Annotated in this window: 11 protein-coding genes and 1 pseudogene; 6 read left to right on the forward strand and 6 right to left on the reverse strand. The window is 42.1% G+C overall.

Annotated features, from left to right (window positions below; genetic code table 11):
* Nucleotides 1-59 precede the first annotated feature (59 nt).
* The 3 genes from obgE to LKM37_00920 are packed head-to-tail and all read left to right on the forward strand — an operon-like array spanning nt 60 to nt 2,773.
* Nucleotides 60-1,052, forward strand: coding sequence for a GTPase ObgE (gene obgE / locus LKM37_00910; GenBank protein MCI1719582.1), 993 nt, complete (start codon nt 60-62; stop codon nt 1,050-1,052).
* Nucleotides 1,053-1,055: 3 nt separating this feature from the next.
* Nucleotides 1,056-1,748, forward strand: a complete 693-nt coding sequence (locus LKM37_00915) for a phosphatase PAP2 family protein (GenBank protein ID MCI1719583.1) — start codon at nt 1,056-1,058, stop codon at nt 1,746-1,748.
* A gap of 29 nt (nt 1,749-1,777) precedes the next feature.
* Nucleotides 1,778-2,773 carry a lipoate--protein ligase gene (locus LKM37_00920; protein ID MCI1719584.1) on the forward strand — a complete coding sequence of 332 codons (996 nt, stop codon included), beginning with the start codon at nt 1,778-1,780 and terminating at the stop codon, nt 2,771-2,773.
* A 65-nt stretch (nt 2,774-2,838) separates the two neighbouring features.
* Here the strand turns inward: LKM37_00920 and LKM37_00925 are convergent, their stop codons facing one another.
* Genes LKM37_00925 through rpsU form a run of 3 tightly spaced genes read right to left on the reverse strand, consistent with a single transcriptional unit; the run spans nt 2,839 to nt 4,320 of the window.
* A complete protein-coding gene (locus LKM37_00925) occupies nt 2,839-3,132 on the reverse strand; it encodes an HPF/RaiA family ribosome-associated protein (GenBank protein ID MCI1719585.1) in 294 nt (97 codons plus the stop codon).
* 3 nt (nt 3,133-3,135) lie between these two features.
* Complete coding sequence (locus LKM37_00930; GenBank protein ID MCI1719586.1) at nt 3,136-4,086, reverse strand: tyrosine-type recombinase/integrase; 951 nt, start codon at nt 4,084-4,086, stop codon at nt 3,136-3,138.
* Between the two features lie 42 nt (nt 4,087-4,128).
* The gene (gene rpsU, locus LKM37_00935) at nt 4,129-4,320 is read right to left on the reverse strand and encodes a 30S ribosomal protein S21 (protein ID MCI1719587.1); all 192 of its coding nucleotides are present in this window, start codon (nt 4,318-4,320) and stop codon (nt 4,129-4,131) included.
* A gap of 180 nt (nt 4,321-4,500) precedes the next feature.
* Here rpsU and LKM37_00940 point away from each other — a divergent pair, with 180 nt between their 5' ends.
* Both LKM37_00940 and scpA read left to right on the forward strand, forming a co-directional pair.
* Nucleotides 4,501-6,357 (forward strand): methylmalonyl-CoA mutase family protein, encoded by a 1,857-nt coding sequence (locus LKM37_00940; GenBank protein ID MCI1719588.1) that lies wholly within the window; start codon nt 4,501-4,503, stop codon nt 6,355-6,357.
* Nucleotides 6,358-6,369: 12 nt separating this feature from the next.
* The gene (gene scpA, locus LKM37_00945) at nt 6,370-8,499 is read left to right on the forward strand and encodes a methylmalonyl-CoA mutase (protein MCI1719589.1); all 2,130 of its coding nucleotides are present in this window, start codon (nt 6,370-6,372) and stop codon (nt 8,497-8,499) included.
* Nucleotides 8,500-8,726: 227 nt separating this feature from the next.
* On the opposite strand, the gene LKM37_00950 is transcribed toward scpA, so the two are convergent.
* The 3 genes from LKM37_00950 to LKM37_00960 all read right to left on the reverse strand — a co-directional run bounded on the left by LKM37_00950 (nt 8,727) and on the right by LKM37_00960 (nt 13,119).
* A complete protein-coding gene (locus LKM37_00950; protein ID MCI1719590.1) occupies nt 8,727-9,824 on the reverse strand; it encodes a hypothetical protein in 1,098 nt (365 codons plus the stop codon).
* A gap of 695 nt (nt 9,825-10,519) precedes the next feature.
* Nucleotides 10,520-12,103, reverse strand: a complete 1,584-nt coding sequence (locus LKM37_00955) for a PCMD domain-containing protein (protein ID MCI1719591.1) — start codon at nt 12,101-12,103, stop codon at nt 10,520-10,522.
* Nucleotides 12,104-12,342: 239 nt separating this feature from the next.
* Complete coding sequence (locus LKM37_00960; protein MCI1719592.1) at nt 12,343-13,119, reverse strand: hypothetical protein; 777 nt, start codon at nt 13,117-13,119, stop codon at nt 12,343-12,345.
* A gap of 96 nt (nt 13,120-13,215) precedes the next feature.
* Here LKM37_00960 and LKM37_00965 point away from each other — a divergent pair.
* Nucleotides 13,216-14,657 (forward strand): annotated as a pseudogene (locus LKM37_00965) (monomeric [FeFe] hydrogenase).
* Nucleotides 14,658-14,971 lie beyond the last annotated feature (314 nt).

Genomic DNA, 14,971 nt, shown 5'->3' on the forward strand with positions numbered 1-14,971 from the left:
CAATTTGCAGAAACAGCAACCATTATAGAGTATTAAATTAACTGTCGGGAGGAACAATTATGCCTAATACAGATTTTGTAGATTATGTAAAACTTCACCTAACATCCGGTGCAGGCGGCTCAGGCTCAATGCATTTCCGGAGGGAAAAGTTTGTGGAGAAAGGTGGTCCCGACGGAGGTAACGGCGGCAAGGGCGGCAGCATTATTATGAGAGGTGACCACAGCCAGTGGACATTGATTAACCTTAAATACAGAAAACATATTGATGCTGAGAATGGCGGCAACGGCAGAGGAGCTCTTTGCACAGGTGCTGATGCTCAGGATATTATCTTGAATGTACCGCTGGGCACCATTGCTAAAAAAGCAGAGACAGGAGAGGTTGTTGGAGAAATCACCGTAGACGGAGAGGAGGTTGTAATTCTACCCGGAGGACGCGGCGGAATGGGCAATACATTCTTTAAAACCGCAACACGTCAAACCCCAAGATTTGCGCAGCCGGGAGAACCGGGACAAGAGGGATGGTTCATCCTGGAGCTTAAAATCTTGGCAGATGTAGGACTTGTAGGATTCCCCAATGCCGGCAAATCTACTTTATTATCAAGCATTTCCGCAGCACATCCAAAAATTGCCGATTACCCTTTTACAACACTTGAGCCAAGCATAGGAATTGTAAAATACTATGATGAGAAATCTTTTGTAATGGCGGATATTCCCGGAATCATTGAGGGTGCTCATGAAGGAAAAGGACTGGGTTACAGATTTTTAAGGCATATAGAGAGAAACTCTATTTTGCTGTTTATGGTCTCCGCTGAAAACCTGGACATCTCCAAAGAGTATAAAGTTCTGCTGAATGAACTAAAAGAATACAATCCGCAACTTCTTGATAAAGAGCGCATACTGGCAGTAACAAAATGTGACTTGCTGGATAAGGAATTGGAGAAAGAGATTAAAAAGCACTTGCCTAAAAAGGTACCTTATGTTTTTATCTCATCCGTGACGGGAGAAGGACTTAAGGAACTTAAGGATATAATCTGGGAGTCTTTGCAGAAATAAAATATGTTAGAGCTTGATAAACAATTGTTTCTATTAATCAACGGAGCACACACCCCGTGGCTTGACCCCGTGATGACATTTGTTACAAGCGCTTATACTTGGATTCCTTTTTATGTTCTGCTGTTTGTGTATCTGCTATATAAGAAGGAATACAACTTGAGCAATCCATTCAAAAAGAGCAGCGAGCTAAATAATTCTTGCGCGCATAATAATTTAAATAATGCCGGAACTCAAAGTGATTTCATTATTGCAGGAGGCTGGAAAATAGCTCTCTTCATTTTAGCCGCAACCATGCTCACATTTCTGCTAACTGACCAAATTTCCGCAAGCATAATTAAGCCGCTGGTGCACAGATTAAGGCCTAGCCATGACCCTGCAACTGAGAATATTGCACGGTTTATCACAGGACGCGGAGGCATGTACGGATTTGTTTCCAACCACGCTGCAAACTTCTTTGGGCTTGCTGCAATAACAACTTTATTCATCAGAAAAAAGTGGTACACATGGCTCATATTTTTTATTGCAATACTGGTAAGTTACAGCAGAATTTATGTGGGGAAACATTTCCCGGGAGATGTAATTTGCGGTGCAATTCTTGGGTACGCAATTGGTCTTGGGATTTATTTTCTGGCAAGGAAAATTTACTTGCAATACTTTAATAATTGCAGTGCGCACACCAGAAGCCAAACCACATAAATTACTATCTATTAAAAGTTTATCTACTCATGCTCTTCATCTCTGATATATCCGTTGATCCTTACAGAAATCTTGCAGAAGAGGAGTATCTTCTTAAATATAAAACAGAACCAATCTTCAGACTGTGGAGAAATGACAATGCAATTATTGTAGGGCGCTATCAAAATACTTTGGCTGAAATTGATGTTGATTATGTAAAAGAGCATAACATAAAAGTAGTAAGAAGACTCACAGGAGGCGGCGCAGTTTTTCATGATTTAGGGAATATAAATTTTACTTTCATACAAGAAAGAACTCCTGGAGAAGACACCTCCGCAATGTTCAGGCGATACACTGCACCAATTCTGGAAGCTCTTAATTCATTGGGAGTTAAGGCATATCTGGAGGGGCGCAATGATTTGCTTATAGAGGGTAAAAAATTCTCCGGCAATGCAGTTTGCATTTGGAAAGACAGGGTGCTCCAGCATGGTACCCTTCTGTTTGATTCATCAATGAGCAACCTTGCCTCAGCATTAAAGAGCAGGCCGGAAAAATTTATAGGCAAGGCGGTGCAATCTAACCGCAGCAGAGTGACCAACATCAAGGAACATATTAAGGAGAAAAAGGATGTTCTTTGGTTCAAAGATTTTCTTGGAGATTATGTCTGCAAACACTGGAATGGAAAAGACAAAGCGGTAAAATATGAACTGAGCAAATCGGAAAATGAAGCTGTCGTGACCCTTAAAAACATCAAATACTCAACTGATTGCTGGAATTTTGGCAGCTCTCCGCAATACAGCCTCAGCAACATAAGAAAATTCAGCGGCGGCATACTTGAATTTTATTTTACTGTAAATGACGGTATTATAACTGATTTGAACATTAGCGGAGATTATTTTTTCACGGCGCAAACAGAGGATTTCATAAAAAACATGATTGGGACCGTCCACACCAAGGAGGCTATTACAAAAAAAGTAAGCGCCTTAAATTCAGACGCTTACTTTGCCAATATTAATTCTGATGATATCGTGAACATGTTCTTTTAAGAGACCTCAACTGCTCCTGCGGAATCTCATCATTGCATGCGCAACTTCCGCAAACATATTCACTTTTACTTGCCGAATTTCTTTTCCTTCATCTTTACCAGCTGCCCTTTTAAAACATCTGTGCAGTCCACAACTGCATCCTCAAAAGATTTTGCATTCCTCGTCACATAAATATCGTCACCCGGAACCTGCAACCTGATTTTCACCTCTTTATTAAGATTATCCGGAAGCAGTGAAAGTGTGACATCGGCCTTTAAAAATCCGTCAAAGAATTTTGAAAGCTTCTCCACTTTCTTGTTCACAAATGCCAATAACTTATCATCGGCATCAAATTTCACAGATTGTACTCTGATATCCATAAATCAACCTCCTTTTTTTGCTCTGGGATGAGCAGTTAAATATACTTTTTTCAACTGTTCAAAAGAGTTATGCGTATAGACCTGTGTAGCAGCCAGCGACGAGTGTCCAAGAACTTCCTTAATGCTGTTGAGGTCAGCCCCGTTATTAAGCAGCGCTGTTGCAAAAGAGTGCCTGAGCACGTGCGGCGATTTCTTTCCGCTAAACCCTTTCAAACCTGTCAATTCTTTCTTTACTATGTCATTGACAAACTTCAGGTAAATCTTATCGCCTTTATTTGTCAAGAAAAAAGCATCAGTCTCACACTGAGGAAAGGTCTTATTTCTTAATTGTAAATATACTAAAAGATTCTCTAAAAGAGAAGGGATTACGGGAATCTCTCGCTCCTTATTTCCTTTTCCGACAATTTTAAAGATACTGCGGCTAATATCCAGGTTGCCTATTGTCAAACCCGTCACCTCTGCACGCCTCATGCCGGTACCGTAAATCAGCATCACAACGGTCCTGTCTCTTAAAGCCTCATAGTTGTCCCCGACAGGTCTGTTAAGGTATTCGGCCATTGCGTCTTGAGTATAGAATTCAGGCAAACGCTTTTTTTCTTTTGGCCTGAAGATTTCCTTAACGGGATTGCTCTGCAAACCATTCTGTTTCAGCAGGTAATTGCAGTACGTACTTAAGCCGCTCAACATCAAATTCATGGTCTCCGGGTTGAGCCCCTTCTCCAGGCCGTCAGCCACAAACCCGCGCAAGTTCAACGGTGTCAGCAGCTTCAGCCTCTCCTCCTCAGTGCCGGGCAGTCCGGTTCCGGCGGCCGGCTCCGTACCGGCGGCAGGCAAACTGTCGCGATACATATACTCATAAAACCGCTTAATAGCATCTGCATAAAGCTGTTGCGTCCGCGGAGAATACCGCTTCCGCACCCTAAGAAAATCTATGAAATCCTCTACCCTGCCCATATCTCAAAGGTAATAAAAAAGCCGGCAAAAACCGGCTTTTATTTATTCCTCATTAATCTGAAGGTGTTTAACGTAAATCGCTTTCTTAATCTCATCACGTCTTCTAACGGACGGTTTCTCAAAAGTCTTTCTGTCGCGAAGCTCGCGAATGACTCCTGTCTTCTCAAATTTGCGTTTGAATTTCTTCAAAGCTCTCTCTATGTTCTCTCCGTCCTTAATTGGTACAATAATCATTAAATGTTGCCACCTCCTTTTGATGGGCCGTACCGGCCATTTTTTATTGGGTTGCAAAAGTAGGTAAAAATTGCTTGCACGCAAAATTTTGGATAAGATTTTTGTTATCTTTGTCAGATGCCCGGCAGTAAGGATTTCCGGGTAAAAATACACCAATCAAAAACTAACAGTTAAATAAATATGGCAGAGAAGTTATTTGCTGAGTTTCCTCCGGTTCCCAAACAGGTATGGGAGGAAGCTATCATAAAAGATTTGAAAGGTGCCGATTATCAGAAAAAGCTGGTTTGGAGAACTCTAGAAGGGTTTTCCGTTCAGCCTTACTACCGCGCGGAGGACCTTAAGGGGCTTAAGCATCTTGGTGGAGAGGCGGGCTTGTTCCCGTTTGTAAGAGGCACAAAAGATGACAACACCTGGCTTATAAGACAGGACTATGAGGTCAAAGACAACTTTAAGAAAGCCAACTCTTTAGCTCTCGACGGATTAATGAAGGGAGTCACCGCAGCCGGCTTTAATTTTTCACAGACAAAGAGTGTTACCAAAGCTTCCATGAAGACTTTGCTTAAGGACATTTCTCTTGCGGACGTTGAAGTTAATTTCACCGGATGCAAAGAGCTGAGCGTGCTTAAGGCATTTCTGGGAGTTGTTGCAGAGCAGAAGGTTAAGCCTTCCGCTGTCAATGCTTCTTTTGATTATGACCCTCTTAAAGAGCTTAACGCCACAGGGTTATATGACAAGAAAGCTGCGGCAAAATTGCTTGCAAAGGCAATTGAAATGGTAAAAGATTATCCAAATATCAGGGTTGTAGGTGTTTACACTTATGCATTCAATGATGCAGGCTCAAGCATTTGCCAGGAGCTTGGATACGGTATGGCAATGGGCAGCGAATATCTTAACCTTCTTAAAGAGGCTGGAGTTAAGGCTGATGAGGCGGCAAAGAGAATCAAATTTACATTCTCTGTCGGGAGCATCTACTTTATGGAGATTGCAAAGTTCCGCGCTGCCAGAATGCTGTGGGCTAACATTGTAAAGGCCTATGGCGCAAAGAGCGACAACAGCGCAAAAATTAAAGCGCACGCCGTTACAAGCCAGTGGAATCAAACGGTTTATGACCCATACATCAATATGTTGAGAGACACTACAGAATCTATGAGCGCTGCAATTGCGGGAGTTGATTCTCTGGAGGTTCTTCCATTTGATCATGCGTTTAGAAAACCGGGCGAGTTCAGCAACAGAATTGCAAGAAACGTTCAGTCTTTGCTGATGGACGAGTCTCATTTCAATAAAGTTGTGGACCCTGCGGCAGGTTCTTATTATGTTGAAACATTAACGGATTCTATTTCAAAAGCAGCTTGGGATTTGTTCAACAAAGTTGAAAACGCGGGCGGATATGTAGAGGCATTCAAGGCCGATACAATTCAGGCTTCTGTTAAAGAGACTTCTGCAAAGAGAGATTCCAACATTGCAACAAGAAGAGATAATATCCTTGGAACCAATCAGTTCCCTAACTTCATAGAGGTTGCCGACAAAGATGTTACAAAGAAAGTTGTAACCCGCGGTGCAGCACCTGCAAAGAAGGGAAAGATGCTGGGACGTCCGCTGGAAAAATACAGAGGCGCTCAGGCATTTGAGGCATTGAGGTTTAAGACAGACAGAGCTGCAAAGCGTCCGGTAGCATTCATGATTACTTACGGTAATCTTGCAATGTGCAGGGCAAGAGCTCAGTTTGCATGCAACTTCTTTGCAGTAGCAGGATTCAAGGTTGTAGATAACAACAGATTTGAATCTGCGGAAGAGGGTGTTAAAGCAGGTCTTAAGGCCAAGGCGGACATTCTTGTAGCATGCTCATCTGATGATGAATACGCAGATGCAGTTCCTCAGATTGCAAAACTTGCGGGCAAGAAGGCAATAGTAGTTGTTGCCGGCGAGCCTGCATGCAAAGATGATTTGATGGCAAAAGGTATCAAGAATTTTATCAGCGTAAAGAGCAATGTTCTTGAGACACTTACAGAGTATCAGACTAAACTTGGAGTTAAATAGGAGGGAGATAATATGAGACCAAAATTTTCAGAAATATTATATAAAGACAACAGCGCTCCTATTAAGCTGAAAGAGAGCGAGTGGCTGACACCGGAAAAAATAGAGGTTAAGACAAATTATACGGAGAAAGATTTGGAAGGGATGGAGCATTTGAATTATGCTGCCGGAATTCCTCCTTTCTTAAGAGGTCCTTACAGCACAATGTATGTTCAAAGACCTTGGACCGTAAGACAATACGCAGGTTTTTCCACAGCGGAAGAATCCAATGCGTTCTACAGAAGAAACCTTGCAGCGGGACAAAAAGGTCTGTCAGTTGCATTTGACCTTCCTACTCACAGAGGATACAACGCAGATAATCCAAGAGTTGTCGGCGACGTTGGAAAGGCCGGCGTAAGTATCTGTTCCGTAGAGGATATGAAGGTTCTGTTTGACCAGATTCCTCTTGGAAAAATGTCCGTATCAATGACAATGAACGGAGCCGTTCTTCCTATTCTTGCCTTCTACATTGTAGCGGGTTTGGAGCAGGGAGTCAAGCTGGAAGAGATGCAGGGAACTATACAAAATGATATCCTTAAGGAGTTTATGGTGCGCAACACTTACATCTATCCTCCTGAGTTCTCTATGAAAATCATCGGAGATATATTTGCTTATACTTCCAAGTATATGCCTAAGTTCAACTCTATTTCTATCTCCGGCTACCACATGCAGGAGGCGGGAGCAACCAATGATATTGAGATGGCTTATACCCTTGCAGACGGTCTTGAATATTTGAGAACCGGAATCAAGGCGGGCATTGAGGTGGATAAATTTGCACCGCGTCTGTCATTCTTCTGGGCTATTGGTACTAACCACTTTATGGAGATTGCCAAGATGCGCGCAGCAAGAATGTTGTGGGCAAAGCTGGTTAACCAGTTCCATCCTAAAAGCACTAAGTCTCTGTCGCTGAGAACACACTGCCAAACCAGCGGATGGTCATTAACAGAGCAAGACCCATTTAATAATGTTGCAAGAACTTGCATTGAGGCAATGGCGGCAGCGCTGGGACACACTCAGTCTTTGCACACCAATGCGCTTGATGAGGCTATTGCGCTCCCGACAGATTTCTCTGCACGTATTGCAAGAAATACTCAGCTTTACATTCAGCAGGAGACTGCAGTTTGCAAATCAATTGATCCTTGGGCAGGCTCATATTACATTGAGTCTCTGACAAATGAACTGGCTCACAAAGCATGGGCGCACATTCAGGAGATTGAGAAACTTGGCGGAATGGCAAAAGCTATTGAAACTGGAATTCCTAAGTTGAGAATTGAGGAAGCAGCTGCACGCAAGCAGGCCAGAATTGACTCCGGAGAGGAGAATATCATTGGCTTGAACAAGTACAGATTAGAGCATGAGGACCCTATCAAGATTCTTGACATTGACAACACTAAAGTCCGCAATCAGCAGATTGCCAGACTGGAAGAGTTGAGAAAGAATAGAGACAATCAGAAAGTTGAACAGTGTCTTGCAGCTATAACAGAAGCGGTGAAGACCAAGAAAGGCAACTTGCTTGAGCTTGCAGTTGAGGCGGCAAAAGCACGCGCATCTCTTGGAGAAATTTCAGACGCTTGTGAGAAAGTAGTTGGAAGATACACAGCAAAAATCCGTATGAACGTAGGCGTATATTCATCTGAAGTTAAGAAAGATGCAGAGTTTGAGAAAGCCAAGAAAATGGTTGCGGACTTTGCAAAGAAAGAGGGCCGTCAGCCAAGAATCATGATAGCAAAACTTGGTCAGGATGGTCATGACAGAGGTGCCAAAGTAGTTGCAACCGGCTACGCAGATTGCGGCTTTGACGTAGATATGGGACCATTGTTCCAAACACCTGCGGAGGCTGCAAAACAAGCTGTTGAGAATGACGTTCACATCATTGGAATTTCATCTCTTGCAGCAGGCCACAAAACACTTGTTCCTCAGGTAATTAAAGAGCTTAAGAAACTGGGCAGAGAAGACATTATGGTAGTTGTTGGAGGAGTAATTCCTGCACAAGACTATGATGAACTTTACAAAGACGGCGCCGCTGCAATATTCGGCCCCGGCACCAGAGTTTCCTACTCCGTAATCAAGATGATTGAATTGCTGAACCAGAAGTTCAAGAAATAAGGTTCTGTTTCTATTATGAATTAAAAAAGCCCGCGGAATTCGCGGGCTTTTTTAATATCTGCCAAGTTTCATTAAGCTGGGTTTATTACTCCGGGCTTGGTTATGCTAAGCGATGTTGAGTTCCGCTAAACCGGCTTTGATTACGCTAAACTGCGCCTAGCATGACATAAAATACTATCGCTGAGCCAGTTCATACCACAAGTAGCTGTCATGTATGACGCCGTAAGTTACATCTCACTCTTGTCCCCATCCTGCCAGGCATGCTCCGCAATTTCCCCAAACCTTCTCCGCAAGGAAAGTTTTAACTTCTTGAGTCTCTTCTGATAAACCAGCTTACTCCCGCGCAAATTATTAAATCTGTCGAGAGTCTTAAAATTGTCAAAGAAAAATTTTGTGTCCACGGAAATAATTTGCGCCAAACTTGTGGAACGAGTTGTATAAAACAAATATGAGCTATACTTGTAACCTCCTGGTCTCACGCACATTCCGGCAAGTATTGGATTGTTAATTATGTAACTGATAAGGTCCAGCTGATAGTCTAAATTGCTTGCCTTATATATTCTCACAGGTGTTTCAAATAACTTGCCGCTCAATGTATTACAATATTTATTCTTATTAAATGAATAGTTGTCGCCGACAGATTTTTCCGCGCTTGCAACATTATTCTTATATCTTGTATGAGCATAACCCGCATAGCCACATACCAGGGACGTCACTATATAATGAACATCAGCACTTCTCACTAAAAGGTGCGCATGATTAGTCATAAGCACAAAGGCATAAATTCTTGAATTTGACTTGATTAGACACCTGTTCAAAAGCCATAAGAATTTCTTGTAATCATAATCACTGAAAAAAATAGCCCGTCCATCATTACCCCTTACAAGAATATGAAACACATCTTCACCACAACTCTTTAATTCATCCATCCTCACAAGATTGTGACTACTAACAATTAAGGCATCATTATTAAATCCAAAATCGTCAATTCCCAACTCATCAAAAACCTGCTGGTCCGCCGAAACTCGTTCGTGCCAATCATCATATTCATATTGCTCCTGCCAGCTTTGCACCGTAGAATCCTCGCCTTGAGAATCACCACCTTGAGAGTCCACACCTTTGGAATCCTCAGCTTGAGAGTCACCACCTTGAGAGTCCACACCTTGAGAGTCCACACCTTTGGAATCCTCAGCTTGAGAGTCACCACCTTGAGAGTCCTCTATGATTTTCAAATCATGGATATCTTGCACATTGACATCTGGCACACAGGTTTTAGTTTGAGCCGGCGCACCTTCCTTAATTTTCATTGTTGATGTTGTTTTCATAGCATTAATTTTTTTGAGCAATATACATCTGCATGTAGCTGTTTGTCAAGCCAATTGATCAAAACATTCAGATTTACCTTTATGCTTGTTCTGCACAAAAAACAAATTGTTTTAATGGCGTATAAAAAAGTTGTGATGTTCTAAGTTCCCGACAGATGTTTGTTGGTGTTCATGTGATTTGGAACAAAGTTGAGGTGAAAATTTGGAGAGGATAGGAGAGGTTGGAGCGAAAAGCCTCTACAGGTACATACAGAGGGTACGCTGTAACTTGCTGGCCTGAACCATAGAACGCATTGCGCTGATTTTCCGAATATTATAAAACATCCTCAATTGGCAAATGAGGATGTTTTATAATTTGCTTATTATTAGGTATTTAGATTGCACGGATCAGGCCAGCAAGTTACAAAGGTGATCTACACTCTCTGTGAGCAAAACACAATTGCCAGCGCACAAAGTACGCTGGCAATCAAGTGGTCTAAAGAGTTGCAGCAATTAAAAGGCGTGCGAAAAGCGTACGAAAGGCATGCGAAAAGCGTACGAAAAGCATACGAAAGGCGTACGAAAAGCATACGAAAAGCGTACGAAAAGCGTGCGAAAGGCGTGCGAAAGGCGTGCGAAAAGCGTACGAAAGGCGTGCGAAAAGCGTACGAAAAGCACGCGAAAGGCATGCGCCTGCGGCGCGGCTGCAAATATGTTTATTTATAAACTAGTGAAAATTCATCTACATACAAGATTGATTGAGTGCTGCCTGTGAAGTAGTCTCCTTTGTGGCTGGAGGTGGCAACTACCAGGATGTATTTTGGAATTCTTGTGGTGCTGACGTAATTGAAGGTCAGATTAAATTCCTTGTAACCTCCTGTGTTTGAGCCGTCCAGAAGCTGACATCTTGCTATGATATTTGGGTCATTGTAATAGTCTATAAATGTTTTGGTTGCGGAGTTTGCGATGAATGGTTCCGCCCAATCTGTAAGCAATGCGTATATCTGGCAAGTATCTGTTGTGCCTTTGTAACTCTCATAAGGTGAGTCTGTTTTATCAACTTTGCCAGGCTGGTAATTATAGTAACCGTGCAACCCTTGAGGACGTGAAGTAAATGGAATTCCAAATGAAAGCTTTGCGCTCAGACCTGTCGTTGAGACATAATGTCCTGTAAACAAGTTACCTGCAGCAAATACTGAAACAATAGAAAGTGATTGCAGCTTAGCCGCTTTGCCTTTCACAACAATACTCTCTTCAGGACAAGTTGGATTTTTCTCTCCCAAAGAATTTTCTCCCTTGTTGCCTGAGTCCCAAATATAATGAGCACTAGTCAAATCTATATTAGGATACCAGGTGACGCCGTCGCGATACCAATTATCAAAACTGGAATTATCCAATTGAGTTGCAGCTTCCGTCTTAAAGGTCTTTATATTTCCCGCCTGAGAACCGCATATTGCAATATACTGATAATCAGTCTCCGGCTCGAGGTCAGAAATAGTGGCGGTCATGTGTCCCGCGCTAACAGTCACATCAGCGGAAGGAAGAGTTATCCAATCAGAATCAGACGCCTTCTTATATTGGAAGGAAGGAGTTCCGTTACCGATAGTAAAATCTCCGTCAACGTCTGCGTGCTTTGCATAAGCATTGACGCTGCCGGTACTGATTTCCTCTGAGGATTGAGAAACTTTTACAGTCCATATCTGACTCTTTCCTTTATGATTTACCGTAAACTGAACAGGAGAAGAGAAGTCTGTAACTGTCTTAGGGTCAGGAGTTATAGTTGAACCATAATTTCCAAGTTTTGCAGCCTTTACAACAATTGAATTAAGCGGCTGCGCAGGAGAAACTTGTATAGTTGCAGTGTGCGTTGCCACATCAAAAGTTGCGGCGCCATATTGCTTGTCCACATTAAAATATCTCTCAATAGTTTGAGTAGTTACAATGGTCCAAACGTAATCTTTGTAAGTTGTCAAAGTGTAGCTCAAATCGGAAGACATATTAAGATAACTCCCCTCTTTAATTTCGGGAGAAATCGTAGTATTGTCATAATTAAAAGCAACATTTGTAAGCAACACATTCTCAATGTCTACGGAGTCCGCAAGCTCTACGTAAACCTTAAGCTCATTTGGACTTATTCTGGTAGAAATTGCGCCTCTTACTGAGAAAGATGTAAACGCCGCCTTCTCATTTGGATAAGGCGAATCATCTTTCCAGCAGCCCGTTGCAGCAAAAGTAACAGCAGCGGCAAGCAGGCAGACCGTTAAAAAATTACCTCTATGTTTCATATTAAATTTTCTCATTTTATATTTTTATTCCCGACAGTTATTTAATTATCTTTTACTTAATCTCACATTTATACCTCTGTTCAATCTCTCACTTAATCTCTATTCAATCTCTCACTTAATCTCTATTCAATCTCTCACTTAATCTCTGTTCAATCTCTCACTCAATCTCTCACTTAATCTCTCACTTAACCTCTATTCAATCTCTCACTTAATCTCACATTTGCTCCGGCACAAAATCTGTCGCGATTAATATATTACTTCTTGTTTCTCTTAAAACAGCTTGGAGTCAGGTAGAAGCTGACACCCAGATTAATAGAGAACAAATCAATTTTAAGATTTGCGCTTGTGTGATTAAGAGAATTATGATAGACCTGGTTTTTAGTCTGCTTGTAATGTGTGTAATCAAAGCCTATTACATTAGCTGATGCCTCTATTGCAATATGATTGTCTACAAATACAACAAGGCCCGGTGACATACCAAGCTGTGCCTCATAGATATCCTGATAACTTCCCTCCAGCTCATCTCCATCTCCGTTGCGGGTCTTGCCCTGTCCTCCGCCAAGAGTCAGGTCAACTTCATTAAACAATCCAAATCTGCGGCTCTTTCCAAGTCCGATGTAATTGCGCAAAAACGCTGTGCCATAGAACATTTGAGTCTTTGTATAGAAAGAATGAACGTCAATATCAAAGTCATCTGATAAATTAAAATTGAACTTGTCCGCGCTAAGTCTGCTCCTTCTATAAGCAAACTTCAAACCTGCCGCCATGTTCTCTTTAAAGAAATATCCTACGTACGCCGTACCTCTTATAGAGGATTTGCTGCCGTTAAGGTCATTAACCGCAAGGAACTCGTAATCATTTGCAGTGTACTCATCGTAAGTAAAAGTTGCACCCGCAAGATACTGTCCCTTTGGAACAAATGTGGTTTTTTCTATGTGACGGTCAAACTCTTGTGCGCTTGTTTGGTAAGCAACAAAAAGAGCCGGCAACATGATTGCAGCCGCTAAAAATCTTTTGTAGAATTTATTCATAAGTATGTGTTTAGTTCTAGTTTAGTTTCCTCTTTAGACACCACGAAGTTACGATTTTTTGAAGAAAATATACAAATAGGTATATTTGCGCCCGATATGGCATTTACTAACAACGTTATGATAGTCCGCCAGGAGCTTTTAGCAAAGCTGGTGGAGATGTGGAACCGAGGAAAGCTGGTTGAGGAAATAGACCGTCTTCCTATCAAGCTCAGTCCCAAAGGGGAAAAAGTGCGCGGAAGATGCTGCATTCATAAAGAGAGAGCTGTATGGAAGTACAAAAGTTTCCCTCTTATGGGCTTTGATATGAATGATGAGACTGACGAGCTTACTCCGTTGTCATGGTATGCCAAAAAAGCGCTGGAAAGAAAAGATACTTCCAAGGAGAATCTGGTCTGCGTAATTGACGAGGCCTGTTCTTCTTGCGTTCAGGTAAACTACGAGATTACAAACCTTTGCAGAGGCTGCGTTGCCAGGATGTGCTATATGAACTGCCCAAAGCACGCGATAAATTTCAACAAGCTGGGGCAGGCGGAGATAGACCATGACCTTTGCATCAGCTGCGGGAAATGTTTCCAAAGTTGTCCGTACCATGCAATAGTCTATATACCAGTACCATGCGAGGAATCATGTCCGGTTAAGGCAATCAGCAAAGATGAGAACGGAATTGAGCATATAGATGAGAGCAAATGTATTTATTGCGGCAAATGTATTAATGCGTGTCCGTTCGGAGCCATATTTGAAGTCTCTCAAATTTTTGATGTGCTGCAGAGACTTAAGAAGGGAAATGAGATGGTCGCGATAGTTGCTCCATCCATTTTGTCACAGTTCAGCGCCCCGATAGAAAATGTATATGGAGCAATAAAACAGCTTGGTTTTAAAGATGTTATAGAGGTCGCTGAAGGAGCAATGAAGACAACCTCCACAGAGGCGGAAGAGCTAAAAAGAAAGATAGCAAACAATGCACCTTTCATGACAACAAGTTGCTGCCCTGCGTGGGTTGAGCTTGCAAGAAAACATATTCCGGAAATGCTTCCGCATATTTCAACTGCCGGCTCTCCAATGTATTACACGGCATTGATAGCTAACAAGAAATATCCTAACGCACAAATAGTTTTCATAGGCCCGTGTCTTGCAAAGAAAAAAGAGACAAGAGATGACCCTAACGTGTCTTATGCAATTACGTTTGAAGAACTTGGCTCCGTTTTCGCCGGACTTGGGATTGATTTAGACAAAGTAACTCCATACAAGCCTGCAATAAACTCATACAGAGCGGCTCATGGCTTTGCAAAAGCGGGCGGCGTAATTGGAGCGGTTAAATACATTCTTAAGAATGAGCAGCTTAGCGCTTTGCAGGTAACTAACCTGGACAAGAAAAATGTAAGCTTGCTAAAAGTCTACGGCAAAACAGGCAAAGCTCCGGCTCCTTTCATAGAGTTATGGCATGTGAAGGCGGCTGTGTAACAGGCCCTTGCATCTATAATGACAAGCAAACGGCACAGCGTCTTTTAAAAGAAGCGCTGGCAAAAATTAAGGATTAATTTTGCATTTTTAAGCATTATCTATACCTTTGCAGTTGCAAACTGAAAGCAAACATGAACATTAATGCGCAAATATTCTTTTTAAACACGCTCTCCAATCTAGCGGAGGGAGTGCAGCGCGGCTATCAAATGTCCATGCGAATGCATCGCTAAGATGCTTTCCAATTACCCTTATCAAACATTATAAGGGCCTGTACCAAAGGAGGTACGGGTCTTTTTATTTACAAGAGCGCCAAACTTTTTTCGCGCTCAGCAATTCAATAAAACAGAAACATTAATATCTGTCGCGACAGAAAATTTTAAAATAAAAAAGA

The sequence above is a fragment of the Bacteroidales bacterium genome, from assembly GCA_022647615.1.
In the GTDB taxonomy this organism is placed as follows: Bacteria; Bacteroidota; Bacteroidia; order Bacteroidales; family UBA932; genus Egerieousia.

What these genes read in the sequence shown, in the direction of transcription:
- obgE (MCI1719582.1), top strand. Translation starts at nt 60, where the DNA reads ATGCCTAATACAGATTTTGTAGATTATGTAAAACTTCACCTAACATCC.
- LKM37_00915 (MCI1719583.1), top strand. Translation starts at nt 1,056, where the DNA reads ATGTTAGAGCTTGATAAACAATTGTTTCTATTAATCAACGGAGCACAC.
- LKM37_00920 (MCI1719584.1), top strand. Translation starts at nt 1,778, where the DNA reads ATGCTCTTCATCTCTGATATATCCGTTGATCCTTACAGAAATCTTGCA.
- LKM37_00925 (MCI1719585.1), bottom strand. Translation starts at nt 3,132, where the DNA reads ATGGATATCAGAGTACAATCTGTGAAATTTGATGCCGATGATAAGTTA.
- LKM37_00930 (MCI1719586.1), bottom strand. Translation starts at nt 4,086, where the DNA reads ATGGGCAGGGTAGAGGATTTCATAGATTTTCTTAGGGTGCGGAAGCGG.
- rpsU (MCI1719587.1), bottom strand. Translation starts at nt 4,320, where the DNA reads ATGATTATTGTACCAATTAAGGACGGAGAGAACATAGAGAGAGCTTTG.
- LKM37_00940 (MCI1719588.1), top strand. Translation starts at nt 4,501, where the DNA reads ATGGCAGAGAAGTTATTTGCTGAGTTTCCTCCGGTTCCCAAACAGGTA.
- scpA (MCI1719589.1), top strand. Translation starts at nt 6,370, where the DNA reads ATGAGACCAAAATTTTCAGAAATATTATATAAAGACAACAGCGCTCCT.
- LKM37_00950 (MCI1719590.1), bottom strand. Translation starts at nt 9,824, where the DNA reads ATGAAAACAACATCAACAATGAAAATTAAGGAAGGTGCGCCGGCTCAA.
- LKM37_00955 (MCI1719591.1), bottom strand. Translation starts at nt 12,103, where the DNA reads ATGAGAAAATTTAATATGAAACATAGAGGTAATTTTTTAACGGTCTGC.
- LKM37_00960 (MCI1719592.1), bottom strand. Translation starts at nt 13,119, where the DNA reads ATGAATAAATTCTACAAAAGATTTTTAGCGGCTGCAATCATGTTGCCG.